At 71.2% G+C, this 26,168-nt stretch carries 21 protein-coding genes; 11 read left to right on the top strand and 10 right to left on the bottom strand.

Annotated features, from left to right (window positions below):
• Window positions 1-29 precede the first annotated feature (29 nt).
• The 9 genes from H2Q94_RS24005 to H2Q94_RS23965 form a co-directional block, all read right to left on the bottom strand.
• Window positions 30-2,474 (bottom strand): ADP-ribosylglycohydrolase family protein, encoded by a 2,445-nt coding sequence (locus tag H2Q94_RS24005; RefSeq protein ID WP_243789433.1) that lies wholly within the window; start codon window positions 2,472-2,474, stop codon window positions 30-32.
• A gap of 10 nt (window positions 2,475-2,484) precedes the next feature.
• Window positions 2,485-5,166: an ADP-ribosylglycohydrolase family protein gene (locus tag H2Q94_RS24000; protein WP_243795886.1), complete on the bottom strand. Its 2,682-nt coding sequence runs from the start codon at window positions 5,164-5,166 to the stop codon at window positions 2,485-2,487.
• Complete coding sequence (locus H2Q94_RS30740) at window positions 5,070-8,051, bottom strand: type VII secretion system-associated protein (RefSeq protein ID WP_309501070.1); 2,982 nt, start codon at window positions 8,049-8,051, stop codon at window positions 5,070-5,072. The genes H2Q94_RS24000 and H2Q94_RS30740 overlap by 97 nt, the downstream gene beginning before the upstream one ends.
• A gap of 484 nt (window positions 8,052-8,535) precedes the next feature.
• Window positions 8,536-9,297 carry a sirohydrochlorin chelatase gene (locus H2Q94_RS23990; RefSeq protein WP_243789432.1) on the bottom strand — a complete coding sequence of 254 codons (762 nt, stop codon included), beginning with the start codon at window positions 9,295-9,297 and terminating at the stop codon, window positions 8,536-8,538.
• 5 nt (window positions 9,298-9,302) lie between these two features.
• Window positions 9,303-10,649, bottom strand: a complete 1,347-nt coding sequence (locus H2Q94_RS23985) for a sulfate adenylyltransferase subunit 1 (RefSeq protein WP_243789431.1) — start codon at window positions 10,647-10,649, stop codon at window positions 9,303-9,305.
• A complete protein-coding gene (gene cysD / locus H2Q94_RS23980) occupies window positions 10,649-11,599 on the bottom strand; it encodes a sulfate adenylyltransferase subunit CysD (RefSeq protein ID WP_243789430.1) in 951 nt (316 codons plus the stop codon). The genes H2Q94_RS23985 and cysD overlap by 1 nt, the downstream gene beginning before the upstream one ends.
• 125 nt (window positions 11,600-11,724) lie before the next feature.
• Window positions 11,725-12,465: a phosphoadenylyl-sulfate reductase gene (locus tag H2Q94_RS23975; protein WP_243789429.1), complete on the bottom strand. Its 741-nt coding sequence runs from the start codon at window positions 12,463-12,465 to the stop codon at window positions 11,725-11,727.
• Window positions 12,466-12,479: 14 nt separating this feature from the next.
• On the bottom strand, window positions 12,480-12,653 hold the full coding sequence (locus H2Q94_RS23970; protein ID WP_243789428.1) for a hypothetical protein: 174 nt from the start codon (window positions 12,651-12,653) through the stop codon (window positions 12,480-12,482).
• A complete protein-coding gene (locus H2Q94_RS23965; protein WP_243789427.1) occupies window positions 12,650-14,362 on the bottom strand; it encodes a nitrite/sulfite reductase in 1,713 nt (570 codons plus the stop codon). The genes H2Q94_RS23970 and H2Q94_RS23965 overlap by 4 nt, the downstream gene beginning before the upstream one ends.
• Window positions 14,363-14,890: 528 nt before the next feature.
• Here H2Q94_RS23965 and hemW point away from each other — a divergent pair.
• The 11 genes from hemW to H2Q94_RS23910 all read left to right on the top strand — a co-directional run bounded on the left by hemW (window position 14,891) and on the right by H2Q94_RS23910 (window position 25,629).
• Window positions 14,891-16,117, top strand: a complete 1,227-nt coding sequence (gene hemW / locus H2Q94_RS23960; RefSeq protein ID WP_243789426.1) for a radical SAM family heme chaperone HemW — start codon at window positions 14,891-14,893, stop codon at window positions 16,115-16,117.
• A 163-nt stretch (window positions 16,118-16,280) separates the two neighbouring features.
• Entirely contained in the window at window positions 16,281-17,306 is a 1,026-nt protein-coding gene (gene hrcA, locus H2Q94_RS23955; protein ID WP_243789425.1) for a heat-inducible transcriptional repressor HrcA, read from the top strand.
• A 63-nt stretch (window positions 17,307-17,369) separates the two neighbouring features.
• Window positions 17,370-18,548: a molecular chaperone DnaJ gene (gene dnaJ, locus H2Q94_RS23950; RefSeq protein ID WP_243789424.1), complete on the top strand. Its 1,179-nt coding sequence runs from the start codon at window positions 17,370-17,372 to the stop codon at window positions 18,546-18,548.
• 412 nt (window positions 18,549-18,960) lie between these two features.
• On the top strand, window positions 18,961-19,332 hold the full coding sequence (locus H2Q94_RS23945; protein ID WP_243789423.1) for a histidine triad nucleotide-binding protein: 372 nt from the start codon (window positions 18,961-18,963) through the stop codon (window positions 19,330-19,332).
• 113 nt (window positions 19,333-19,445) lie between these two features.
• A complete protein-coding gene (locus H2Q94_RS23940) occupies window positions 19,446-20,645 on the top strand; it encodes a PhoH family protein (protein ID WP_243789422.1) in 1,200 nt (399 codons plus the stop codon).
• Window positions 20,642-21,199, top strand: a complete 558-nt coding sequence (gene ybeY / locus H2Q94_RS23935) for an rRNA maturation RNase YbeY (protein WP_243789421.1) — start codon at window positions 20,642-20,644, stop codon at window positions 21,197-21,199. The genes H2Q94_RS23940 and ybeY overlap by 4 nt, the downstream gene beginning before the upstream one ends.
• A gap of 326 nt (window positions 21,200-21,525) precedes the next feature.
• Window positions 21,526-22,851 (top strand): hemolysin family protein, encoded by a 1,326-nt coding sequence (locus H2Q94_RS23930; protein WP_243789420.1) that lies wholly within the window; start codon window positions 21,526-21,528, stop codon window positions 22,849-22,851.
• Window positions 22,844-23,209 carry a cytidine/deoxycytidylate deaminase family protein gene (locus H2Q94_RS23925; protein ID WP_243789419.1) on the top strand — a complete coding sequence of 122 codons (366 nt, stop codon included), beginning with the start codon at window positions 22,844-22,846 and terminating at the stop codon, window positions 23,207-23,209. The genes H2Q94_RS23930 and H2Q94_RS23925 overlap by 8 nt, the downstream gene beginning before the upstream one ends.
• A gap of 47 nt (window positions 23,210-23,256) precedes the next feature.
• On the top strand, window positions 23,257-24,180 hold the full coding sequence (era, locus tag H2Q94_RS23920) for a GTPase Era (RefSeq protein ID WP_243789418.1): 924 nt from the start codon (window positions 23,257-23,259) through the stop codon (window positions 24,178-24,180).
• A 155-nt stretch (window positions 24,181-24,335) separates the two neighbouring features.
• A complete protein-coding gene (locus H2Q94_RS23915) occupies window positions 24,336-25,196 on the top strand; it encodes an RDD family protein (RefSeq protein ID WP_243789417.1) in 861 nt (286 codons plus the stop codon).
• A gap of 7 nt (window positions 25,197-25,203) precedes the next feature.
• Entirely contained in the window at window positions 25,204-25,629 is a 426-nt protein-coding gene (locus H2Q94_RS23910) for a DUF2752 domain-containing protein (RefSeq protein WP_243789416.1), read from the top strand.
• Window positions 25,630-25,672: 43 nt separating this feature from the next.
• On the opposite strand, the gene H2Q94_RS23905 is transcribed toward H2Q94_RS23910, so the two are convergent.
• Entirely contained in the window at window positions 25,673-26,107 is a 435-nt protein-coding gene (locus H2Q94_RS23905) for a DUF4190 domain-containing protein (RefSeq protein WP_243789415.1), read from the bottom strand.
• Window positions 26,108-26,168 lie beyond the last annotated feature (61 nt).

The following is a 26,168-nucleotide window of genomic DNA, read 5'->3' as shown; positions in this document are numbered from 1 at the left end:
GCCGCCCCGGCCGGTCCGGAGCCAGGAACTCACGTCGGCGGGTAGCGGGTCGTCCAGTCCTCGGTGTCCGGCGGGTGCGGGCCGAATTCGAGGCTCGCGTCGTGCGCGAGCTGCTCGATCACGTCGTGCAGTTCCAGTTCGGTGCGCCAGCGGTCCGGGATCTTCGCCGCGCCCGACTGGGCGCCGACGAGGCTGCCGCACACGGCACCGGTGGTGGCGGAGTTGCCGGAGTGGTTGACCGCGAACGGCAGCGCGGCGTCGATGTCGCCGTCGGCGACCAGGGCCGCGTACAGGCCGATGCCGAGGGCGTCCGCGGCGCTCCAGCCGTTGCCGATGCCGGTTTCCAGGTGAGTCGGGGTGGTCTCGGGGGAACCGGCGTAGCGCACGGCTGCGGCGACCTTGCGGGAGACCTCCTGCTGCCCGCGATGCCCGCTGAGCTCGTCGAGCGCATCGTCGACGGCGGTGCTGAGGTCGCTGCCGTCGAGCAGGCGGGACACCAGGAACGCGAGGGTGCCTGCGCTCAGGTAGGCGACGGGGTCGCCGTGGGTGAGCGCGGCGGTGTTCTGCCCGACGCGGAAGACCTCGACCGGGTCGTCGCTCCATAACGCGGCCGGGACGGCGCGCATCACCGCGGTGCTGCCCTGCGAGTCGCTGACCGGGTGTTCGGGAGTGCCCATCGGCTGTTGGCCCTTGGCGAACGCGATGAGGGTGCGCATCATGGTGCGGCCCGGGTTGCGGGTCTGGAACAGGGCTCGATGCCCCACCAGCCAGCCGTCCGGAGCGGGGGTGTGCTTGAGGAACTCGCCCGCGGCGCGACCCCAGCTGAGGTGTTGGGTGTGCAGCCAGCGCTGGTAGGCGTGCTGGATGTGCCGGGACGGGTCGGCGACCTCGCCGGTGCGGCGACTCACCCCGGCTCGAATGGTGCCTTCCAGGGAGAACAGCAGCAGCTGGGTGTCGCTGCCGAGGCGTCCCGCCGGATGCCCTGCGGGCACGTAGTTGCGCAGGCCTTGCGGGCCGTGCCGGTCCTGGATGTCGCTCCAGCTGTTGCCCGCGATGGGCGTGCCGAGCGCTTCACCGATGGCGCAGCCCAGTACCGCGCCGAGGAAGCGGTCCCTGGATGCGGCGAGTCTGGGCACGGCGTGCAGGCTCCTTCGCCGGTCGGGGGCGTGCGCCGGGGCGCCGACGGGGTACCGCTGGAGCCACTCGGCGGATTCGTCCGGGTAGGGACCGAATTCGGCGGCGGCGTCCTCGGCGAGCCGTTCCAGCGCCGCGAGCGCGGCTGGTTTCTCGGACCACGGTAGGGGAATCGCGGCGGGACCGTGAGCGGCTCCGAGTAATTGGCCGCACAGCACGGCGGTCGTGCGGATGTCGCCGCCGTGGTCGGACGCGGCGGCGACGGCGGTGGCGAAGTCGTCGGGGCAGGCGGCGGCGACGCGCAACGCCACGGCGAGGGCCTCGGTGCCGGTGCGGCCCGCGCTCATCGCGTCGAGCTGGTCGGCACCGGGCACGAACCCGACGGGGCTGGTGGCTCCGAGGCTCAATGCGCGATCCAGCAGGCGCGGCCGGGAGTCCGCGGGCTCCCAGGCCGCGACCGCTCGCAGCAGGCTCTCGTGCAGCGGAATTTCGCGCAGCAGCAGGGAAATCGCGACGCCGAGCACACCGGCGGGGCGGTTGCCGTCCGGGTGGCCGTGGGACAACGCGGCGAGGTCCCTGGCGGAGCCGAACACGTCGGTGCCGGACCACAGCGCGGCCACGGCGCCGAGCGGTACACCTGTCGCGCCGGTCGCATGTGCGGAAGCCCTGCCACCGGCGGCGATCCTGGTCAGCGCGGTGAGCAGCGCCGGGTCGTCCACCGAGTCGGCGCGCAGCTCACTTCGGCCGACCAGCCAGCCGTCCGGTTCCTCGGTGGGGTTCGCAATGCAGTCCTGCCAAGGGACTCCGCGGGTGTGCAGCCACCGTTGGAGTCCACTGAGGACGGAAGCGGGCAGGTCGGCGGCACCGTGCACGCGCAGCGCGGTGTGCGCGCGGATCACGCCTTCCAGCGCGAACATCGTGGACGTGGTGCGCTCGCCGACGCGGCCCGCGACGGTGAACTCGGCGCAGGCGGTGCCCAGCAGCATCCCGGCGAATCGGCTCGCGGCGTCCGCCCGGTAGCCGGAGTCGTCGGCGAGGCCGGTCGCGGGGACCGGTGGTACCGGGTCGGTGCTGATGCGCTGGCGCAACGCAGCGAACCACGGCGGCCGGGTCAGCGGGCGGTCCCGCCACGAACGCCACTTCTCCAGCAGCAACCGCTCATCGGCGTCGGCGGGTCCGGTCGTGTCCGGGCCGGTGCCGTCCGACCCGCCGGAGTGCGAGCCGGAGTCCGGGCGCGCGGTCGTGGAATCGGGTGTCATCAGGCGGCGCCGTTCCCGGTATACCGCCAACAACGCCCGTTCCGCCTCGGTGAGCCCGTCAGAGGCCCTCGCGTCCGTCACTTGTCCAACGTTATCCCGTGTACCGCTTCGCCCAGTCCGGCGCCGTGCCGTCCGGGGCGAGCTCGGTCTCGGCGCGGCGCGCGTCGGTGATCAGCTGCTCCACTTGGTCGTGCAGTTCCAGCTGATCGAGCCATTCCCGGGGGATCTCCGACGCGCCGCGCGCCGCTCCCAGCAGGCCGCCGCACAGCGCGGCGGTCGCCGCGCTGTCGCCGGAGTGCGTGGCGGCCAGCGCGACGGCGTCCGCGAACGAGTCGGGGTGCGTCAGGGCCGCGGCCACCGCGACGCCGAGGGCGGCCGGGGCGTGCTTGCCCGCCCCCAGCTTCTCCAGCGCGGGCACCGGAACCGGGCCGTGCTCGGCCAGTTCCAGCGCGTCCCGCAGCGAGCGCGTCGTGTTCTCGTTGCCTTCCCATGCCTTGAGCTCGTTGAGCGTGGTGTGCACGCTCTCCGCGAGGGTCTGGCCGTCCCGCAGCGCCGCGACCATCGCGGCGACCGCGGCCGCCGGGAGATAGCCGTCCGGGTGGCCGTGGGTGAGCACGCCGATCGTGATGCCCAGTTCGACGGCGGCCCCGGGTGTGTCGGCGTGAAGGCCGACCACGGCGCCTCGCGCCGCTGCGGCGGCACCGGTGGCTTGGTTCGGCGGGGTGCTCGGCGTGGGGGCCGCGCTCTCGCCGTCCCACCCGGCGAGGGCGGTGACGGTGGCCTCGTCGGGGAACCGCTGCACGCGCAACGCGGGGTGCTCGGCGAGCGCGGCGGGCCGCACGGCCGGTTCGATCAGCGCGCCCTGCGTGATCAGCCAATGCTGCAAGGTGCCGCGCACCAGGTCCGGCTCCGAGCCGGACCGCTTGAGTCCCTTGTGGACGGTCGCGCGGAGCAGGCCGTCCAGGAGGAACACGGACTGCTGGCCCACTGCCGTGGACCGGCCGCGACCGCCGAGGTACTCGGCCGGTTCGCGGACCCCGTCCGGGTTGCGGCGCAGGATCGCCCGCTGCGACAGGAACGCCCACGGTGCGCCCAGCGCGTCGCCGGCGAGCACGCCGAGCGCGCACCCGGCGAGCCGGTCCAGCCGGTCCAGCTCGGCAGGGACCTCCTCGGGAAGTTCCCCGTCGCCATCGCCCGCCGCCACCAGCTGCGCGGCGCGTTCGGCCCCGAAGGCCTCCTGGAGCAGCTTGTGCAGGCCCTCGGAGAGGTCGTTGGGGGTGTCGTCCTCGCCGTCGCGGAACTTGCGCCACGCGGCGAGCAGCCGCAGCTCTTCGTCGTTCAGGCCGTCCCCGGCGTCCTCGTCCGCCGGACTTTCGGCGGCGGGTGTTCCGGCGGGAGCGGGGGTTTCGGCATGAGTGGTCTCTTCGGTCGGAGCAGAGCTTCCGGCGGGAGCGGCACTTCCGGTCGCAGCGGAGCCTTCGGCCGGAGCGGGACTTTCGGCCCGAGCCGGGCTCACGGCGGCCGCCGGACTTTCCGCCGCAGCCGGGGTTTCCGCCCCGGCGGGAGCCTCCGTGGCGGCCGGAGCGGCGGTCGTGGACCGCGTCGGGGCCGCGCTCGCCGCGGGCTCCTCGTCCGGGACGGCCGGGATCGGGGCGATCACCGCCGTGGTCTCCGCAGCCGTCTCCGGAACCCGCGCGGCGGGTTCCGACCGCTGCGAGGCGGCCTCGGCGCGTTCGGCCTTCCGCTGCACGGGCGCCTTCGCGGTGGGCGCACTGCCCGCCGGATAGCGGCGCAGCCACTCCGGCACCGAGGGCGGGTGCTCCCCGAACTCCTCCGTCGCGTCCCGTGCGAGCTGCTCGATGACCTCGCCCAGCTCCACCCGCTGCCGCCAGGCGTGCGGGATGGCGCTGGAGGTGCGCGCGGCGCCCATGATGTTCCCGCAGATCGAGGCGGTGGCGTCGCTGTCACCGGAGTGGTTCGCGGCCAGTACGACGGCGTCGGCGTAGGAGGACGGCCGGGCCAGCGCGGCGCACACCGCGATGGCCAGCGCCTGCTCGCCGACCCGGCCTTCGCCGAGGCGGTGCTGAATCTGCTCCGGAGTCGGCGTGCCCTCGGTGGCGAGTTCGATCGCCCGGCGCAGCGCGCTCGTGGTCTCCTCGTGGCCTTCCCAGCCGGACAGTTCGGTGAGCGCGCGATCCACGCCTTCCGGCAGCGAACGGCCGCTCAGCAGCTGGGCCACGATCACCGCCAGCGCACCGGCGGGCAGGAAACCGCTCGGGTGGCCATGGGTCAGCGCGGCCGTCGCCGCACCCACCCGGAACGTCTCGGTGGGGTCCGCGGACCAAAAACCGGCCGGAGCCGCGCGCATCACGCCGCCGCAGCCCTTGGAATCGTTGATCCGGTTCGTGAGCGTGCCCAGCTGCCCGCTGGTGGCGTACGCGTGCAACGCCTGCACGCAGGTGGCGCCCGGCGCGCGGCGCACGAACAGGCCCTTCTCCTTGATCAGCCAGCCGTCCGGTGGTGCCGCGGCGATCGGGCCGCCCGCTTCCTTCCAGTCGAATCCCTGGGTGTGCAGCCAACGCTGGTAGGCGTGCTGGACCTGCGGCGCCGGATCGGTGTCGTCGTAGAGCCTGCGGCGGATGGCGGCCCGGATCAGGCCGTCCGCGGTGAACAGGGTCAGCTGCGTGTCGTCGCTGATCGAGCCGCCGGGGCGGTGCGCGTCGACGAAATCGACCACGCCCGCGGCGCCGTGCTTGGCGCGGATCGTCTCGATCGAGTCGTCCTCGATGGGGTAGCCGAGTGCGTCACCGACCGCGCCACCCAGCAGGCAGCCGAGGATCCGGGCGCCGCGTTCCGTCCCGGGCTCGGTGATGGTGCGACCGCCGGGGCGGGCTGGGCCGGTGCGGGCGCTTGACGGGCGACCGGTTCCTTCGTCGCGGGAGCGGCGGTCCGGTCGGCGGGCTTTTCCTGCTGTGCGGGGGTTTCGCCGTTGGCCGGGGAGGAGTTGGGCCAGGAGCCCATGGTCGGCAGCGGCGGGGTCGTGGACTGCTCGGCGTCGGACGTCTTCGCCGCGGTCTCGGGGTCCGCTGCCGTGGACTTGGCCGCGTCGGGCTTCGCAGCGGCGGATTCGGTCTTCGCCGGGGGTGTCTCGGGTTCGGCGGTGCTCGCTTCGGGTTTCGGCGTGGCCGTGTCGGGTTTCGCGGTGACCGCTTCGGGTTTCGGCGTGGCCGCGTCGGGCTTCGCGTTGGCCGCTTCGGGTTTCGCTGTGTTCGCCTCGGGTTTCGGCGTGGCCGCATCGGGCTTCGCGTTGGCCGCTTCGGGTTTCGCTGTGTTCGCCTCGGGCTTCGCCGTGACCGCTTCGGGCTTCGCGGTGCTCGCCTCGGGCTTCGCCGTGGCCACCTCGGGCTTCGCCGCGATCGGCTCGGATTTCGCCGTCGATACCGGGGCGGACTCCTCGGCGGATGCCTCGCCCTCGTCGGCCGGTACAGCGGCCGCCGTCCGGCCGCCTGGCGCCAGCTCGGCAGCGGAGTCCGAAGTGGACTGTGGTGCGGGCTCGTCCTGCTTCGCCGAATCCGGCGACGCACCAGATCCCGCCGCCGAGCTCGGGGTCCCCGGACTCGCGGAACCCTTCGCCGCCTCGGAACCCCCCGCCGGAATGGGGAATCGCGCCACCGGCGCGGACTTCTCGGCGGCGGCGTCCGGTTCGCTCGTCGTGGCGGTGCCGGTCGACTCCGCCGCGTCCGGGCGCTGCGCCGAATCGGCCTGCTCGGTCTTCGCCGGGGCGTCGGCCTTCGCCTTGTCCTGCTCGCGCACCGCGGGCTGCTCGGAGGTCCGCTGCGCGGCGTTGTCCCGCGCGGTGCGCGGCAGTTCCGAGTCGAAGTCCAGGTCGATGAGGTCCCGCTCGGCGGGGTAGCGCTGCGCCCAGGTCTCGTCGGTGCGCGGCTGCGGCCCGAACTCCACCAACGCGTCGGTGGTCAGCTTCTCGACCGTTTCCCGCTGCTTGAGATCGCGCAGCCAGATGCCCGGCATCGCGGACACGCCCTCGCGGGCACCGACGATCGCGCCGCAAATGGCGCCCGTCGAATCGCTGTCACCGGAGTGGTTCACCGCGGCCATCACGGCGGGGCCGATGCCGTCGTTGCTCAGCGCCGCGCACACGGCGATGGCCAAGGCCTCGTGGCCCGTCCAGCCGCCGCCGATCAGATCCTTGATCTGCTCCGCGCTCGGCGTGCCCTGCGCGGCGAGATCCTCGGCGACCAGCAGCAGCCGCTCGGTCTGCTGATGTCCGTCGCATTCGGCCAGCAGGTCGCGAGCAGCGGTCAACGCGTCCGGCAGCGCGGCCCCGTCCAGCAGGCGGTGCACCAGCACCGCCAGCACGCCCGCGGGCAGGTAACCGCTGGGCTTCGAGCAGGTCAGCGCGGCTCCGGCGGCGGCGAGCCGGAACACCTCGCGCGGATCCTGCGACCACAGCGCGAACGGCGCGGCGCGCACCACGCCGGTGTTGTCGTCGGAGTCGTTGATCGGGCGCTGGAACGTGCCCGGCACGCCGACGGAGGCGAACTCGCGCAGCGCGGTGATGCACTCGCTGTTCGGGGAGCGCACGGCGAACAGGTCGCGTTCGGCGATGAGCCAGCCGTCGGGTTCCGGGTGCCGCTCGGCGTACGGTCCCGCGGCCCGCGACCACGCGTGGCCCTGGGTGTGCAGCCAGCGCTGGTAGCCGAGCTGGACGGCGGCCAGCGGGCCGCCGGTGGCGCCGCGGCGGGCCGCGACGTGGCCGCGGATGAGGCCTTCCAGCGTGAACAGGATCAGCTGGGTGTCGTCGGTGAATTCGCCGGGATGGTCACCGCCGCGTTCGTAGTCGGTGACGCCGCGCTCGCCGTAGCGGCTGCGGATCTGCTCCACCGGATACGTCTCGATCGGTGCGCCCAGCGCGTCGCCCGCGGCGGCGGCGAGCACGCTGCCGAGGAAGCGCTGCCCCCGGTCGCTGGTGATCGGGTCCGGGGCCTGCTGCTCGGTCTGCGGCACCTTGGCGGGTTGCGTGGCGTCCGCGGGAGCCGCCGGAGCGGGGGAGGGAGCGGGAGCGCTGCGGCCACCGGCCGACTTGATCAGGTCTTCGGCCGGGACCCGCGCCTTCACCTGGCTCGTCGGGTTGATCTGCAGGTCCATGCCGGTCGGGTTGCGCTCGACGAGCTGTCTGCCGGTCATGCGCTGCCAGCTCGTCCAGTTCGCCGGGAGGTACCCGTCGGAGGTGAACAGCTGCAACTGCCGCCTGCCGGAATCGTGGTCCATGGTGAACAGGCCGCTGCCCTGTGGCTGCGCGAACAGGATCAGCTCGGCGTCCAGCAGCGCCGCCAGCAGAGTGGGGGCCTGCGCGTAGCCGGTGGTGGTCAGCTGCAGCGCGCGTTCGACGTCGTTGGTCGGTGCGGGCAGGCGTAACGCGACCGGCGAGGGGCGGTAGTTCGGGTTCGGCGAGAAGTCATCGGTGAGCTCGCCGCGCTCGTCGACCCGGTAACCGCCGATGAAGCCCCAGGGCGGCACTTCCGCGTTCGGGTCGCTGAAGATCGGATCCACCACGTACAGCCAGGTGTTCGGCTGTTTGGCGGCCTGCTCCCGCATGGCCGGCGTGATCACCGGCCGACTCGGCTGCTGGGTGTTCATCTCCCGCACTCGCCCCCGACTTGTCGTTGCACCTTGATCCTTGCCGCCGAGGTTCACTGGCTCACCCGAAAGTGTGGTTCCGCGCCGCGATATCGCTCGGCTGCGCTGCGACTCACCACCGTCGCGTAGTTGATCCGCACTCTCTCATGGCCACTTGGGGTGAAGTTTAGTGTTCCACAAAAACACCGTGCGTCAGTGATGGCGCTCTCCGCCAGAGGTGTGCGGAACCGGGCGACGGCGGACGAACCGGGCCACCCGGCGGCGACCCGAGGTCGGGGTAACCGGGTCACCGCCGGGCGTTGGTGCGCCCAAGTCGGGGCCGCACGAACGGCATCTTGCCCGGAAGGTTGCGCACCTGGGAGAACTTGTCGGAATTCCGCAAGATCGGCCCAATCCGTTGCCCCGCTCGGAGTCGTGCGCTGGTCCGAACGCCGAGCCGGAACCGCGATGCGTTCGGCCGTACGAGTGGCCGGACGCGGAGAGCTCATGCGACGCCGGTGACGTCCTCGTCGCGGTCCAACGCTTGCGCGTGGCGCCTCAGGATGAGTTCGGCGACGGCTGGGGAGTCCGCCATCGGTGCCGCGATCAGCGGGGAATCCCCCGCGACCTGAGCCTGAGCCGCGTCGATGACGCGGTCGGTGAGCAGCCCGGGCGCGAGGAACCAGAACGCCACCGCGATCCGGCGGGCGCCCCGTTCCCGCAGCAGCGAGATCGCCGCCGGGACATCGGGTTCGGCGGCGGTGGCGAACGCGGCGACCGCGCCGGCCCACGAGGTCCGCGCCTGCCACCGTTCGGCGACCTGCGCGACGAGCCGGTTCGCCGGAGCGTGCGCCGAGCCGACCCCGGCGAGCACCACGCCGAGCTCGGAATCCGTTGTCGCCGCACCGGTTTCGGCCAGCCGGTCCAGTGCCGCGGCGTCGAGCAGCGGGTCGGGGCCGAGCACGTCCGCGGTGTGCAGCCGCAGCCCGGGCAGTCGCGCGCTCGCCTCGGCTAGGACGGCGGGCAGGTCCACTTTCGCGTGGAAGGCGCTGCCCAGCAGCAGCGGGACGACCACCGCCTCGCGGTGCCCGTCGGCATGCACCGCGCTGAGCACATCGCCCACCCGCGGCGCGGAGAGGTCCAGGAAGGCCGCGCGCACGTCCAGGTCCGGGCGCTCGGCGCGCACCACGTCCAGCAGGGCGTGGATGGTGCGCGCCGAGCGCGGATCCCGGCTGCCGTGCGCGACGGCGATCAGTGCGGGGCGCAACCGGATCAGCTCGCGACGGCCGCCGCGAGCGGAGCCAGCGGCAGCCCGATCAGGCCGGCGGCCAGCGTCGTGCCGTCCGCCGGATCGATCACCAGGAACGACCCGGTGCGCCGGGATTCGGCGTAGTCGTCCACCGGCAGCGGTTCCGCGGTGCGCAGCTGCACGCGACCGATCTCGTTGAGCTGCAACGAGTCCGGGGTGTCCACACTGGTCAGTTCCTGCTCGTCGAAGCGCGCGGACAACTCCGTCACCATGGCCTGCACGGTCCGGGTGCCGTGCTTGACCAGCAGCTTCGAGCCGGGCTGCAAGGGCTTCTCGGCCAGCCAGCACACGGTGGCGTCGAGCTCGTCGGTGATTCGCGGCGCGGCGTCCGCCGTGGCGATCAGGTCGCCCCTGGACAGGTCCACGTCGTCTTCCAGCAGCAGCGTCACCGAACGCCCGGCCGACGCGCGGGGCACCGGGCCGTCCGGAGTGTCCACCTTGGACACTCGGGTGCGGATGCCTGCGGGCAGCACGACGACCTCATCGCCCTGCGCGACCACGCCCGCCGACACCTGTCCCGCGTAACCGCGGTAGTCCGGCAACTCGGCCGTGCGCGGGCGGATCACGTACTGCACCGGCATCCGGAACGGCACGTCGAACGGATCCGGCGCCACCGGCACCGTCTCCAGGTGCTCCAGCAGCGCGGGGCCGGAGTACCACGGCGTGCGCTCCGAACGCTCCACCACGTTGTCGCCGTGCAGCGCCGACACCGGGATCGTGACCACGGCGTCGTCGGAGTAGCCGAGCGCGCGTGCGTGCCCGGCGAACTCCTCGGCGATCCGCTCGTAGATCGCGCCGTCGTACTCCACCATGTCGATCTTGTTGACGGCCAGCACAAGCTGCGGCACGCCCAGCAGCGCCAGCACCGCCGCGTGCCTGCGGGTCTGCTCGATCACGCCCTTGCGCGCGTCCACCAGCAGGATCGCCAGCTGCGCCGTGGACGCGCCGGTCACCGTGTTGCGGGTGTACTGCACGTGCCCCGGAGTGTCGGCGAGCACGAACGTGCGCTTCGGCGTCGCGAAGTACCGGTAGGCCACGTCGATCGTGATGCCCTGCTCGCGCTCCGCGCGCAAGCCGTCCACCAGCAGCGACAAGTCCGGAGTCTGCAGGCCGCGGTCGGCGCTGGCGCGGTGCACCGCGTCCAGCTGGTCGGCCAGCACCGACTTCGTGTCGTGCAGCAACCTGCCCACCAGGGTGGACTTGCCGTCGTCGACCGAACCGGCCGTGGCCAGCCGCAGCAGATCCGTGTGCACCGGCAGCACCACCTCGGCGCCGGAGTCCGGTGCGGTACGGGTCGTGGTCTCGGTCATCAGAAGTAGCCTTCCCGCTTGCGGTCCTCCATCGCGGCCTCCGACATCCGGTCGTCGGCCCGCGTCGCGCCGCGCTCGGTGAGCCGGCTCGCGGCGACCTCGGCGATCACGTCGTCCACGGTGTACGCCTCGGACTCCACGGCACCCGTGCAGGAGCCGTCGCCGACGGTGCGATAGCGGACGATCTTCTCCTCGACGGTCTCGCCGTCGCGGGCACCGCCCCACGGTCCCGAGGTCAGCCACATGCCGTCGCGCTGGTACACCTCGCGGCGGTGCGCGTAGTAGATCTCCGGCAGCGCGATCTTCTCGCGCTGGATGTAGCGCCAGATGTCGAGTTCCGTCCAGTTCGACAACGGGAACACCCGCACGTGCTCACCCGGCCGGTGCCTGCCGTTGTACAGGTTCCACAGCTCCGGGCGCTGGCGGCGCGGATCCCACTGGCCGAAGGCGTTGCGCAGGCTGAAGATGCGCTCCTTCGCCCGCGCCCGCTCCTCGTCGCGCCTGCCGCCGCCGAAGACCGCGTCGAACTTGTTCTCCGTGATCCCGTCCAGCAGCGGCGTGGTCTGCAACGGGTTGCGGATGCCGTCGGGCCGTTCGGCGAGCCTGCCGTCGTCGATGTAGTCCTGCACCGAGGCCACCACGAGCCGCAGGTCGTGCTCGGCGACGAGCCGGTCGCGGAACTCGATGACCTCGTCGAAGTTGTGCCCGGTGTCCACGTGCAGCAGCGGGAACGGCACCGCCGCCGGCCGGAACGCCTTGATCGCCAGGTGCGCCAGCACCGTCGAGTCCTTGCCACCGGAGAACAGGATCACCGGCCGGTCGAACTCCCCGGCCACCTCCCGGAAGATGTGGATGGCCTCGGACTCCAAGGCGTCCAGGTTGTCGACCTGCGGTGGTGCCCCCGTGGACACCGGGTCCTCCGGCAGGTCGAGCTGTGGCTCGGCGGTCATACCCATCCTCTCCGGGTGTGCTTGCTGACGAGTCCTTGCGGAGTGGTCCTTGTGCTGTGGCTTGTCAGCGGCGGAGCCGCCGAACGACCCGCTACGCGAATCAATCTGCACGGACTCCTCCTGATTCAGCCGTGCAGGCCGCATTCGGTCTTCGACGTGCCCGCCCAGCGGCCGCTGCGCGGATCGGCGCCCGGCGCGGGCTTCGCCGTGCACGGCGCGCACCCGATCGACGGGAAACCCGCGGGCACCAGCGGGTTCACCAGCACGCCGTGCTGCTCGATGTAGGCGTTCATTGCATCGTCGCTCCACGCAGCGATCGGGTTGATCTTGACGAGGTTGTTGCGGTCGTCCCAGGTCACGATCGGCGTGTTCGCCCGCGTCGGGGCCTCGACCCGGCGCACCCCGGTCACCCAGGCCTCGTAGCGGGCCAAGGTGTCGCGCAGCGGCACGACCTTGCGCAGGAAGCAGCAGCGGCCCGGATCGCGGTCGTGCAGCTTCGGACCCTCGGTCGCGTCCTGCTCGGCGACCGACTGCTCCGCCTGCGCGTTGACGATGTTCACGTCGTAGACCTGCGCCACCGCATCGCGGGTGCCGATGGTCTCGGCGAAGTGGTAGCCGGTCTCCAGGAACAGCACGTCCACACCCGGCTGCTGCTTCGCCGCGAGGTCGACCAGCGCGGCGTCCTGCATGTTGGAAGCGACGATCAAGCCGTCGCCGAAGGTCTCGGCGGCCCAGCGCAGCGCCTCCTCGGCGCTCGCCTCGGCCAAGCGCGGGGCGGCTTCCTCGACCAGTGCGCGCAGTTCCTCGTCGCTGCGGCGCACGCCGATGTCGGTGGAGGGGATGTCCGTGGTGGTCTCGACAGTCATGGGTCTCCGTCTCCTCAGCCGCTCGCCAGCCCGACGAGCCGTACGGTGAACACCCGCAGGCATGCCTCGCATTTCCAGGCACCCGCCGGTTCCGGCTCCGGAATCAGTTCCTCGTCCCCGCAGTAGGGGCAGTAGAACGGCACCGCCCGGCCTTCCGGGACGGCACCGCCTTCCGCGCTCGCACTCACTTGAGGGCGTCTTCCTCGGCGCGGCCCACCCACTGCGCGAACCGTTCGCCCTGCTCGCGCTGACCGAGGTAGTTGCGCACCAAGCGCTCCACGTAGTCGCCGAGATCCACCGAGGTCACCTTGTGCCCGCGGATCTTGCGGCCGAACCCGGCGTCGAGCCCCAGCCCGCCACCGAGGTGCACCTGGAAGCCCTCCACCTGGTTGCCCTCGTCATCGCGCACCATCTGGCCCTTGAGGCCGATGTCGGCGGTCTGCGTCCGGGCGCAGGCGTTCGGGCAGCCGTTGAGGTTGATCGTCACCGGATCCTGGACGTCGCCCTGGATGTCCTCCAGCCGCTGCTCCAGGTCGTTGATCAGATCGATGGCGCGCTGCTTGGTCTCGACGATCGCGAGCTTGCAAAACTCGATGCCGGTGCAGGCCATCACGTTGCGCCGCCACGGAGTCGGTGTGCTGTGCAGGCCCAGCTTCGCCAGGTCCGCCACCAGGCCCTCGACCTGCTGCTGCGCCACGTCCAGCACCAGCAGGTTCTGCTCCACCGTGGTGCGCACCCGTCCGGAGCCGATGCGCTCGGCGGCCTTCGCGACCTCCACCAGCGTCGAACCGCTGACCCGGCCGGCCTGCGACTTCACGCCGACGTAGAAGTTCCCGTCGACCTGCGGGTTCACCCCGAGGTGATCGCGGTGCCCGCCCGGCGTTTCCGGCGCGGGGCCGTCGAGCAGCTTGCGGCCGAGGTACTCGTCCTCGATGACCTGCCGCGTCTTCTCCGCGCCCCAGTCGTCCACCAGGAACTTCAACCGGGCGCGGTGGCGCAGCCTGCGGTAACCGTAGTCGCGGAACAGCGAGGTCACCGCGTGCCACACCTCGGCGGCCTCCTCGATCGGCACCCAGGCGCCCAGCCGCACCGCCAGCTTCGGGTTCGTCGACAGGCCGCCGCCGACCCACAGGTCGAAACCGGGGCCGTGCTCCGGGTGCTCCACGCCGACCAGCGAGATGTCGTTGATCTCCGGCACGGTGTCCCAGCGCGGGGAGCCGCTGATCGCGGTCTTGAACTTGCGCGGCAGGTTCGACAGCGACTTGTCACCGATGTAGCGCTCGGTGATCTCCTTGATCGCCGGAGTGGCGTCGATGATCTCGTCCGCGGCGACACCCGCCACCGGGGAACCCAGCAGCACTCGCGGGCAGTCCCCGCAGGCCTCCGTGGTGTAGAGGCCGACCGACTCCAGCTTCTCCCAGATCGTCGGCATGTCCTCGACCCGGATCCAGTGCAGCTGGATGTTCTGCCGGTCGGTGATGTCCGCGGTGTCGCGGGCGTAGGTCTGCGAGATCTCACCCACGACGCGCAGCTGCTCGGTGGTCATCGCGCCACCGTCGACGCGGACCCGCAGCATGAAGTAGGAGGCGTCGAGCTCTTCCGGCTCGATGGTGCCCGTGCGAGCGCCGGGAATCCCTGCTGCGCGCTGGGTGTAAAGACCCCACCAGCGGAAACGTCCGCGCAGATCGGCCGGGTCGATGGAGTCGAACCCGCCGTGCGCGTAGATCGTCTCGATGCGGTGGCGGACGTTGAGCGGGTTATCGTCCTTCTTGGACCGCTCGTTCGCGTTCAACGGTTCGCGGTAGCCGAGCGCCCACTGCCCCTCACCGCGTGTCTTGCCCTTGCGGGCTGGGGTGCGGCGCTCGGTACGGCTTTGAGCTTCCGTCGGGGGGACCATGGCCCGACCTCCGTGGTGGTGGACGAGGCACTCGGGTCGACGCCGTGCGGATCCCACGAGGAGGTTTCGCAGTCGGCGCTCACCCGGCGCCGACTGGACAAGTTCGGAACGCGGCGGCGGGTTAGTCCGTAAGACGGCACAGTGCGCTGGAGACTCGGCGCAGATCCAGGTAGCGACGAGCGACCAACAGCAGCCTTGTTGCGGGCGCACCCATAACGGCCAGCGTGCCACGCGTCCACCCTGTGGTCCAACATCAACCGGATAGTGAGACGAGGGTCAAACTGAGCCCTCCACGGCGGTTTGCGCAGGAGGGCGCTCAGCGGCTTCGCCGCTACCCCCTCAACGGTGTGCCCTCTCACGTAGCGGCCCGGTACGGCGAAACCGCTGTCCTCGCGAGGAAGCCGCTGAGCATTCGCCGGTGGTCGTTCTGCTCACGCTGGTCACTGCTCAGCGGCTTCGCCGCTGACGGGACGACGGCGAAACTCATGCTGAAACAACTGCTTACGCGCACTTTGGGACACTGGACGGGTGCCTTCGCAGCCACCTCCAGGTGAACCGGCTCCGCCGGACGGATCACTGCCCGCGAGCGCCCTGACCGGGCTCGGCGAGCGTCCCTTCGGCGTGTACGTGCACGTCCCGTTCTGCGCGACCCGCTGCGGCTACTGCGACTTCAACACCTACACCGCCGATGAGCTGGGTTCTTCGGACGGTTTCGCGGACTGGCTGGACGGCTTGCGGGCCGAACTCGACCTCGGCGCGCGGGCGCTCGCCGCCGGAGGCGGGCCGGTGCCCGCCGCGCAGACCGTGTTCGTCGGCGGCGGCACGCCCTCACTGCTCGGAGCGGCACGGCTCACCTCCGTGGTGTCCGCCATCCGGGATTCGTTCGGCCTCACCGCCGACGCGGAGATCACCACCGAGTCCAACCCCGAGTCGACCTCGCCCGAGTTCTTCGCCGGAATCCGCGAGGGCGGCTACACGCGGGTGTCGCTGGGCATGCAGTCCGCGGCCGAGCACGTGCTGCGGGTGCTGGAGCGCAACCACACCCCCGGCCGGGCCGTCACCGCGGCTCGGGAGGCGCGGGCGGGCGGGTTCGACCACGTCAACCTGGACCTGATCTACGGCACGCCGGGGGAGACCGATGAGGATCTGCGGACCTCGCTGCGCGCGGTCCTCGAAGCCGGGGTCGACCACGTCTCCGCGTACTCGCTGATCGTCGAGGACGGCACCGCGATGGCCCGCAAGGTGCGCCGCGGCGAACTGCCGATGCCGGACGAGGACGTGCTCGCCGACCGCTACGAGATCATCGACTCGACGCTGGCCGAGGCCGGTCTGCGCTGGTACGAGGTGTCCAACTGGGCTTCCGGCGAAGCCGCCAGGTGCGCGCACAACCTCGGCTACTGGCAGGGCGGCGACTGGTGGGGCGCCGGTCCGGGAGCGCACAGCCACGTCGGCGGCGTGCGCTGGTGGAACGTCAAGCATCCGGCGCGCTACTCGGCGCTGCTGGCGGAGGGCCGCTCGCCCGCGCACGCCAGGGAGCTGCTCGACACCGAGGACCAGCGGGTGGAACGGATCATGCTGGAACTCCGCGTCGCCGAAGGACTCCCGTTGTCCGCACTCACCCCGGACGGAGCGCTGGCCGCGAAACAAGCCGCCGAAGACGGCCTGCTCCGCCCGGACGCCCTGAGCGCGGGCCGCTGCGCCCTCACCGACCGAGGCCGCCTGCTCGCCGACGCCGTCGTGCAACGCCTGCTGTGACGCCCGGCCGGGCGAGATGTGGGCTGATCGGCGGAACCCCGGCGACGGGACCCGCGCACGAGGCGGTTTCCGGCTGAGGGCGTCGGGGCGTGGGGGTGCGGCCCGTAAACTTGACGGAGACGCACCGGCAGCGGTGCGTGGCCTGGGGCGATGCGGAGGTGACGTGGTGAACGCCGATCAACGGCGGTTCGAGGTCCTGCGGGCCATCGTGGCCGATTTCGTATCGACCAACGAACCCGTCGGCTCGAAGGCGCTGGTCGACCGGCACAACCTCGGCGTCTCCAGCGCCACCGTGCGCAACGACATGGCCGCGCTCGAAGAGGAAGGGTTCATCGTCCAGCCGCACACCAGCGCCGGACGAGTGCCCACCGACGCGGGCTACCGGATGTTCGTGGACCGGCTGCACGAGATCAAACCGCTCACCGCCGCCGAACGCCGCGCCATCGACGCTTTCCTGGAAGGCGCACTGGACCTCGACGACGTGATGCGCCGCAGCGTGCGGCTGCTGGCGCAGCTGACCCAGCAGGTCGCGGTGGTGCAGTACCCGACGCTGACGCGCTCCACGGTGCGCCACGTCGAGGTGGTCACGATCACCCCGGCGCGGCTGATGCTGGTGCTCATCACCGACACCGGCCGGGTGGACCAGCGGATGGTCGACCTCGGCGACGTGATCACCGACGACGACGTGGCCCGGCTGCGCAACGTGCTGAACTCGGCGATGACCGAGAAGCGCCTCGCGGACGCCTCGGCGGCCGTGGCGGAACTGCCGGAACAGGCGCCGCCGGAGCTGCGCGACGCCATGACACGCGTCGCGAGCGTGCTCATCGAATCCCTCGTGGAACACCCCGAGGAACGCATGGTGCTCGGCGGCACGCCCAACCTCACCCGCAACGTCACCGACTTCCCCAACTCGTTGCGCCAAGTGCTCGAAGCGCTCGAAGAGCAGGTCGTGGTGCTGAAACTGCTCGCGGCGGCCCGCGATTCGCGGACCGTCACCGTGCGCATCGGGATGGAGAACGAGGCCGAGGAAATGCAGACGACGTCGGTGGTGTCCACCGGCTACGGCACGCATGGGATGGTGCTGGGTGGCATGGGTGTCGTCGGCCCCACCCGGATGGACTATCCGGGAACCATGGCGGCGGTCCGCGCCGTTGCCGCTTATGTGGGTGAGATCCTGGCAGGCCGTTGACGCCTGACCGGACGACCACTCGTCCACGTGAACTCGCAGACCTAGCAGAGGAAGATCGCACAGGTGGCCAGGGACTATTACGGGACCCTCGGGGTGGCCAAGGACGCTACGCCGGAGCAGATCAAGCGCGCTTACCGCAAGCTCGCCAGGGAATTGCACCCCGACGTGAACCAGGAGGCCAATGCCCAGGAGCGGTTCCGTGAGGTGACGACCGCCTACGAGGTGCTGTCCGATCCGAAGAAGCGCCAGGTCGTGGACCTCGGCGGCGACCCGCTGTCCCAGGGCGGCGGCGACGGCGGCATGGGCGGCGGTGATCCGTTCGCCGGTTTCGGCGGCCTCGGCGACATCATGGACGCCTTCTTCGGCGGCTCCGGTGGCGGCGGTGGTGGCGGGCGCGGCCCGCGCAGCCGCGTGCAGCCGGGCTCCGACGCGCTGCTGCGCCTGGAACTGACGCTGGAGGAGTGCGCCAGCGGGGTCAACCGGGACATCACCGTGGACACCGCGGTGCTCTGCGACTCCTGCGACGGCGGCGGTTCGCGTGCGGGCAGCGCGCCCTCGACCTGCGACACCTGTGGTGGCCGCGGCGAGGTGCAGTCGGTGCAGCGTTCCTTCCTCGGCCAGGTCATGACCTCCCGTCCCTGCCCGGTGTGCCGCGGCTTCGGCGAGGTCATCACCGACCCGTGCCAGCAGTGCAGCGGCGACGGCCGGGTGCGTGAGCGCCGGACCATCACCGTCAAGATCCCCGCGGGCGTCGGCGACGGCATGCGAGTGCGGCTGGCCGGTGAGGGCGAGGTCGGGCCGGGTGGTGGCCCGGCGGGCGACCTGTTCGTCGAGGTCGAGGAACTGCCGCACGAGCGGTTCATCCGGGACGGCGCCGACCTGCACTGCAACGTCGAGGTGCCGATGACGGCCGCCGCGCTGGGCACCGTGCTGTCGCTGGACACCCTCGACGGCACCGAGGAGCTCACCGTCGAGCCGGGCACCCAGCCGGGCACCGAGCACGTGCTCACCGGCCGCGGCCTGCCGAAGCTGCGTTCCAACGGGCGCGTCAGCGGGCACGGCGACCTGCACGTGCACCTCGACGTGCAGGTGCCGACGCGGCTCGACGATGAGCAGATCGAGCTGCTGCGCCGGCTGGCGACGTTGCGCGGCGAGGAGCAGCCGGAGCCGACGGTGACCGCGAACGGCAACGGTCAGCGGCAGGGCCTGTTCTCCCGCTTCAAGTCCTTCGGGCATCGCTGAGTCCCGATTGTGATCTTGTGGCCGGTCGCCGCCGGTTCTGGTCGTGCCCGCCTCGGCAGGGTGCTGACCAGGACCGGCGGCGATCGTCGTCCGGGGACTTTCGGCAACAAGGCACGTCACTGAATCGGAGTAATGAACACGCGTTTGTGCGTTTTCTAGCGCGGAGGGATGACGCGGGGTTACGGTAAGTCCGATGCCTGAGGGTCACAGGTTCACTGCCTCAGGTAGCTCGCACAGCGAGCCCAACCGGGCGCTCGCCGGACACTCCCCCCTCGGTCCGGCGAGGCCGCGCCGTAGCCGGGCCACCCCCAGCCCCGCTACGGCGCGGCACCCGGTCGGGGAGATCGACGACCTCCCGCGACGTGGACGGGCCGGAGACCGGTGCACCGAGCGCGCGGATAGCCTTCCCGGCATGACCGAGAGCGATCTGGATTCCCTGTTCCTGCGCATCATCGCCGGGGAGATCCCCGCGGACGTCGTGCACGACGGCGAGCGAGTGCTCGCGATCCGCGACATCAACCCGCAGGCACCGACCCACGTGCTGGTCGTGCCGAAGACGCGCTACCGCAACGCGGCCGAGCTCGCCGCCGCCGAGCCGGACCTGCTCGCCGAACTGGTGCGCGTCGCAGGCGACATCGCCGAGCGCGAAGGCATCGCCGAGTCCGGATACCGGTTGCTGTTCAACACCAACGTCGACGCCGGCCAGACCATCTTCCACGTGCACCTGCACCTGCTCGGCGGCGAACCGCTCGGCGGGCTCACCGGCGGCCCCCTGAAGGGCTGACCGGCAGGAGCGGGCGATCGGCGACGTAACCGCGTTGCCGATTGCTCTACCATCGGTATCAGGCAGAACGACCGACTCCGCGCGCCGAGCGCAGAAAGCAGGCCCGAACACACGTGGCCGGAATCGCAGCGGGTGGATCCGCCCAGTCCGGACAGCAGCAGTCCAGGGACGTTGAGAACCAGCAGGACAACGCAACGCCGGACGGGACCGCGCGGGACGGGACGGCGCCGGAGCAGCCGAACCTCTCAGCCCAGCGCCTCTCCGCGCAGAACCGGCCGCAGAACCAGCCGCCGGACCGGCCCGCCCAGTCGAAGGTCACCGTCCCGGACAGCGCGGTGCTCGCGCTCGTCGGCACGCGCGACGCGAACCTGCGGGCCGTGGAAGAACTCCTCACCGCCGACGTGCACGTGCGCGGCAACGAGGTCACCTTGACCGGTGATCCCGCCGACGTCGCCTTCGGAGAACGGGTGTTCGCCGAGCTCATCACGATCGTCGACAAAGGCGGCCAGCTGGGGCCGGACGCCGTGCGCCGCGTGGTGGACATGCTCTCCGCCGACCACGGTGAGTCGCCCGCCGACGTGCTCAGCCTGGACATCCTGTCCAAGCGCGGTCGCATCATCCGCCCGAAGACGCTGAACCAGAAGCACTACGTCGACGCGATCGACGAGAACACCGTGGTGTTCGGCATCGGACCGGCGGGCACCGGCAAGACCTACCTGGCCATGGCGAAGGCCGTGCAGGCGCTGCAGGCCAAGCAGGTCAACCGGATCATCCTCACCCGGCCCGCGGTCGAGGCGGGGGAGCGGCTCGGGTACCTGCCGGGCACGCTCTACGAGAAGATCGACCCGTACCTGCGGCCGCTGTACGACGCGCTGCACGACATGATCGACCCCGAGTCGGTGCCCCGGCTCACCCAGGCGGGCACGATCGAGGTCGCGCCGCTGGCCTACATGCGCGGCCGCACCCTCAACGACGCCTTCATCATTCTCGACGAGGCGCAGAACACTACGCCGGAACAGATGAAGATGTTCCTGACCCGGCTCGGTTTCGGCTCCCGCGTCGTGGTCACCGGCGATGTCACCCAGGTCGACCTGCCCGGTGGGCAGCGCAGCGGCCTGAAGGTCGTGCGGGAGATCCTCGACGGGGTCGACGACGTGCACTTCGCCGTGCTCGACAGCGGGGACGTGGTACGTCACCGGCTGGTCACCGACATTGTCAACGCCTACGACCGCTGGCAGGCAGAGCAGGACGCGGACTCCGAGCAGTTCACGCGCCGCTCCGGTCGCAACGGTCAGTTCCGGGAACACGCATGAGCATTGAGATCGCCAACGAATCCGGCGTCGAGGTCGACGAAAGCACCATCGTCGCCGTCGCCCGCTACGCGCTGGACCGGATGAGCGTGAGTCAGCTCGCCGAGCTGTCCATCGTCCTGGTCGAGCTGAACGTGATGTCCGACCTGCACGAACGCTGGATGGACCTGCCCGGTCCGACCGACGTGATGGCCTTCCCGATGGACGAGTACGACTCGTCGCGCCGCCCGGATTCGGCAGGGTCCGGCCCGGCGCTGCTGGGCGACATCGTGCTGTGCCCGGCGTTCGCGAAGGACCAGGCGCGCAAGGCGGGGCACACCCTGATCGATGAGCTGCACCTGCTCACCGTGCACGGCGTGCTGCACCTGCTCGGCTACGACCACGCGGAGCCGGAGGAGGAGCGCGAGATGTTCGGGCTGCAGAACCGGATTCTGGCCGACTACCGCACGGCGCGGGACGAGGCCGAGCGCGAGGCGGCCCAGCGCGACGCGGACAACCGCGTCCTGGGTGCGGTGGGACTGGATCAGACGGCTGAATCCGAAGTCCCGCGCGACTGAAAGCTTGTTCTGCGTGGGTGTCGGGAACCTCAGCGGCCTTCTCACCGCGCCCCTGACCGGTGTGACAGTGATTTCTCCCTGCTCGGCGAAATCGCTGTCCTCGCGAGCAGGCCGCGGGGAACCCGCCGGTGGTCGTCTTGTTCAGGTGGGTACCGCTCATCGGCTCCGCCGTTGACAAGACGACCGAATTCCCGCATCGCACCGAACAAGATGAAGTATCGGCCGAAGGAGCCACGGATGAGCAGCGGTGCCGCCGCTGAGCAGGAGACGAGGACACCCGCAGTCGGCGGCAGGCTCCGCGGGGCGAGAAGGCGGAGATCGTGTTCATGAGTTCGGCCGCACTGGTGGTGTGGGCTGTACTGCTGGTCCTGGGCGCCGGAGTGTTCGCGGCCGCCGATTCGGCGGTGGGCTCCGCGTCCCGGGCGCGGGTCGAGGAGCTGCTGCGGGAGAACCGCAGTGGTGCCAAGCAGCTGGCGCTCGTCCTGGAGGACCGGCCGCGGCACGTCAACCTGCTCATCCTGCTGCGCCTGGCCTGCGAGCTGGGCGCCACGGTGCTGGTCGCCGTGGCGGTGCAGCGCGGGATCGAATCGGACGCGCTGGCGGCGCTGTTCGCGATCCTGATCATGCTCGTGGTGTCGTACGTGCTGGTGGGAGTGGGACCGCGCACCATCGGCAGGCAGCACCCGTACGGAGTGGGCCTGGTGGTCGCGGCGCCGGTCCGGGTGCTGGCGAGGGTGCTCAACCCGCTCACCCGGCTGCTGATCCTCATCGGCAACGGGCTCACCCCGGGCGGCGGGTTCCGCGAGGGACCGTTCTCCTCGGAAGTGGAGCTGCGGGAACTGGTCGACATGGCCGGGGAGCGCGGCGTGGTCGCCGCCGGCGAACGCGAGATGATCCACTCGGTGTTCGAGTTCGGCGACACCATCGCCCGCGAGGTCATGGTGCCCCGGACCGAGGTCGTCTGGATCGAGCGCACCAAGTCCGCCCGCCAGGCCCTCGCCCTGTGCTTGCGCTCCGGCTTCTCCCGGATCCCGGTGATCGGGGACAGCGTCGACGACATCGTCGGCGTGGTGACGCTGCGCGAACTGACCCAAGCCCTCGCCGAACTGGGCGACCTGAACCAGGCAGGCCCGGAGCTCGGTGAGCTGATGCGCCCGGCGAGCTTCGTGCCCGACACGAAACGGCTCGACGAGCTGCTCAAGGAGATGCAGCTGTCCCGCAGCCACCTGGCCATCGCCGTCGACGAGTACGGCGGCACCGCCGGGCTGCTCACCATCGAGGACGTCATCGAGGAGATCGTCGGTGAGATCACCGACGAGTCCGACCTGGAGGAGCACCGGCCGATCGAGCACCTCGACGACGGCACGGTCCGGGTCTCCTCCCGGTTGCCGGTGGAGGACCTGGGCGCCATCTACGACGTGGAGCTGGACGGCTCCGAGGTGGAGACCGTGGGCGGTCTGCTCGCGCAACGCCTCGGCCGGGTCCCGCTGCCCGGCGCGGAAGCCGAGATCGAAGGCCTGCGGCTGCGCGCCGAAGGCGGCAAGGACCACCGCGGCCGCATCCGCATCAACGCGCTGCTCGTGCGCCGCGCGAACGGCGAGCTCGCATCGCATCGCGGTGCCGACCAGGAAGGAAACAGCACCCGTGGCTGAGCAAGTGCAGGAATCGGCGGCCCCGCAGGAATTGGACCCGGAGGACGCCAAGATCGTGACGCTGGCCCGCTCGGCCCGCGCGCGCATCGGCGCAGCCGAGGGGGCTGCGGTGCGCGACACCGACGGCCGGACCTACGCGGGCTGCACGGTGCGGCTGCCGTCGCTGCGGCTCAGCGCACTGCAGGTGGCGGTCGCCACCGCGGTCGCCAGCGGTGCCGAAGGGCTGGAGGCCGCCGCGGTCGTCACCGACGCGGCCGAGGTCTCCGCCGACTCCATCACCGCCGTCCGCGACCTCACCCCGTCCGCTCCGGTGCTGCGCGCCGACGCGAGCGGTGCGGTCGCCGGGGTGCTGCGCTGAACAGGGCCGGTGCGCCCGCGGGCGTGCCCGGCGGTGACAATGGGCGGGTGAGCAGCACTTCAGACGCAGGTTCCGCCGATGCGCACCGTTCCGGGTTCGCCTGTTTCGTCGGCCGCCCCAACGCGGGCAAGTCCACGCTGACCAACAGCCTCGTCGGCTCGAAGGTCGCGATCACCTCCAGCAAGCCGCAGACCACTCGGCACGCGATCCGGGGCATCGTGCACCGGCCGGACGCACAGCTGATCATCGTGGACACGCCGGGGCTGCACCGGCCGCGCACGCTGCTCGGGCAGCGGCTCAACGACCTGGTCTACGAGACCTGGTCCGAAGTGGACGTCGTCGGTTTCTGCGTGCCCGCGGACCAGAAGGTCGGCCCCGGTGACAAGTTCATCGTCGAGCAGCTCGCCAAGGTCGCCCGCCGTACCCCGGTGATCGGCGTGATCACCAAGACGGACCTGGCGACCAAGCAGCAGGTCGCCGAGCAGCTGCTCGCGCTGCAGCAACTGATGGATTTCGCCGACCTGGTACCGGTTTCCGCGGTGGACTCCTACCAGATGGACACCCTGGGCGACCTGCTGGTGAGCCACCTGCCGGAGGGGCCGCAGCTGTACCCGGACGGCGAGCTCACCGACGAGCCCGAGGAGACGCTGATCGCGGAGATGATCCGCGAGGCCGCGCTGGAAGGCGTCCGCGACGAGCTGCCGCACTCGCTGGCGGTGGGCATCGAGGAGATGAACCAGCGCGAAGGCCGCGACGACTTGGTCGACGTGCACGCGATCGTCTACGTGGAGCGGCAGAGCCAGAAGTCGATCGTGATCGGCCGCAAGGGCGAGCGGCTGCGCGAGGTCGGTACGCAGGCGCGGCAGCACATCCAGCGGCTGCTGGGCAGCAAGATCTACCTCGAACTGCACGTCAAGGTCGCCAAGGACTGGCAACGCGACCCGCGCCAACTGCGCAAGCTGGGGTTCTGAGGCGGAGCTCCGCCGCCGTGGCCGACCATGATGTTGCTTTCGCAACCGGGATGCCAACGATTTGATCGAACGGCCACGGCAGGCACTTGCGCTCCGGTAACTTCCGGTCCGGCCTCGTCAGAGCGCTGCCCGATTCATCGATCGAAGGACTCCCCGTGACCAACCCGTATGGCGGGCCGCCGTCCGGCCCGCAGCCGCAACAGCCCTACGGGCAGCAGCCGTTCCCGCAGACGGGTGGCCAGCCCCAGCAGCCGTATCCGCAGTCCGGTCCGGTGCCGCAGCAGGCTCCCGGCCAGCAGCCGTACCCGCAGCAGCCGCAGCCGTACGGGCAGCAGCCCTACGGCCAGCAGCCGCAGCCCTACGGCCAGCCGGGTTACGGGTACGGGCACCCCGGCCCGTTCGCCGAGTGGGGAACCCGTCTCCTGGGCTACCTCATCGACGGGGCGATCATCGGTGTTCCGATCGGGATCGTCGCCGGCATCATGGGCGCTATCGCCGGCAGCGCGGCGAGCTCCGGTGACCTCGAAAGCGCGATGTCCACGATCATGATCACGAACGTGATCTCGCTCGTGTTGAACCTGGCTGCGGCCGCGTTCGGCATCTGGAACATGGCCTACAAGCGGGGAACCACCGGCCAGACCATCGGCCAGCGGGTCGTGAAGATCAAGACGGTGAGCGAGGACACCGGGCAGCCGCTCGGTTTCGGCATGGCCTTCGTGCGGCAGCTCTGCCACGCGCTGGACAGCCTCGCCTGCATGGTCGGCTGGTTCGCTCCGTTGTGGGAGCAGAAGAACCAGACCTGGGCCGACAAGATCATCAGGTCCGTCGTGGTCCCGGTCGATCCCGCGCAGGCCGGCGGCTACCCGCAGCAGCCCGGATACCCGCAGCAGCAGCCCGGCTACCCCGCGCAGCCCCAGCCCGGCTATCCGCAGCAGCAGCCCGGATACCCCCAGCAGGGCGGCTACCCGGGCCAGCAGCCCGGATACCCGCAGCAGCAGCCGCCGCAGCAGTGGTGAGCACCAGGTGAGCGGGCTGCTTCGAGCGGCCGCCTCCCCGTTGCGCCGTGCGCCCCGGACGACCCGCCTCGCCGCGGGCGCCGGGGCGCTCGGCTTGGTGCTGAGCACCGGGGTGATCCCGCTGCCGTGCCCACTGCTGTTCCTGACCGGCCTCGACTGCCCGTTCTGCGGCGGTAGCCGGATGATCGGCGCGTTGCTGCACGGCGACTTGGCGCTCGCCGCGGACCTGAACTTCTTCGCTCTTGTGGTCGTGCTGCCGGTGGCGGTGCTGTTCCTGATCGCCTCGGCGCGTCAGGAGATCGGGGGTGTGCCGTCGCCCTGGCTGGTCGGCCGGCGCGGCCGCTGGGCGGGCAACGCGGTGCTGGCGGCCGCCGTGCTGTGGGGCGTGGCGCGCAACCTCCCACTGCCCGGCTTCGAGGTGCTGCGGGCGTGAACGCACCGCGGCGACCACCTGGAGATGGCCGCCGCGACGCCGACTACTCGAATTCCGACTGGAGCTCCGGCCCCAGCGTCCCGGTGGCGGCCAGGACGACGAACAGGATCACCCCCACCCAGATCGCCAGCACGATCCAGCCGATGATGACCCCGGCCAGTGCCATTCCCCGGCCCCGCTGCGCGGGTTGTTCCTTCAGCTTGCGCAGCGCGACGTGCCCCAGGATCAGGCCGATCGGTCCCAGCACGATGCCCAGCTGGCACACCAGCAACGACACCAGCGACACGACCATCGATGCGATCGCCAGCCCGTTGTTCGGCGGCGGCTGCGGGTACATCCCGTAGCCCGGGTAGGGCGGCTGCGGTTGCGGTGCGGGCGCCTGCGAGTAGGGATTCGGCTGGTACGGGCCTTGCTGCGGTGCGCCCTGCTGAGGCGGGTACTGCTGGTACGGGTTGTTCGGGTCGTAGGGGTTCGTCATGGTGTCCTTCCGTGGAGCCGCCGTCCCGTGGACGAGAGCGCCGATCGGCGCGACCGTGGTC

This window comes from Saccharopolyspora gloriosae, assembly GCF_022828475.1.
Lineage (GTDB): Bacteria > Actinomycetota > Actinomycetes > Mycobacteriales > Pseudonocardiaceae > Saccharopolyspora_C > Saccharopolyspora_C gloriosae_A.
The sequence above is the reverse complement of the archived record's forward strand: the minus strand, read 5'-3'. Positions and strand labels throughout refer to the sequence as shown.

Excerpts from the sequence above, each read along its gene's own strand:
- H2Q94_RS23975 (WP_243789429.1), bottom strand. The coding sequence starts at position 12,465 with ATGACTGTCGAGACCACCACGGACATCCCCTCCACCGACATCGGCGTG.
- H2Q94_RS23905 (WP_243789415.1), bottom strand. The coding sequence starts at position 26,107 with ATGACGAACCCCTACGACCCGAACAACCCGTACCAGCAGTACCCGCCT.
- H2Q94_RS23930 (WP_243789420.1), top strand. The coding sequence starts at position 21,526 with ATGAGTTCGGCCGCACTGGTGGTGTGGGCTGTACTGCTGGTCCTGGGC.
- H2Q94_RS23965 (WP_243789427.1), bottom strand. The coding sequence starts at position 14,362 with ATGGTCCCCCCGACGGAAGCTCAAAGCCGTACCGAGCGCCGCACCCCA.
- H2Q94_RS23985 (WP_243789431.1), bottom strand. The coding sequence starts at position 10,649 with ATGACCGAGACCACGACCCGTACCGCACCGGACTCCGGCGCCGAGGTG.
- ybeY (WP_243789421.1), top strand. The coding sequence starts at position 20,642 with ATGAGCATTGAGATCGCCAACGAATCCGGCGTCGAGGTCGACGAAAGC.
- cysD (WP_243789430.1), bottom strand. The coding sequence starts at position 11,599 with ATGACCGCCGAGCCACAGCTCGACCTGCCGGAGGACCCGGTGTCCACG.
- H2Q94_RS30740 (WP_309501070.1), bottom strand. The coding sequence starts at position 8,051 with ATGAACACCCAGCAGCCGAGTCGGCCGGTGATCACGCCGGCCATGCGG.
- H2Q94_RS23945 (WP_243789423.1), top strand. The coding sequence starts at position 18,961 with ATGACCGAGAGCGATCTGGATTCCCTGTTCCTGCGCATCATCGCCGGG.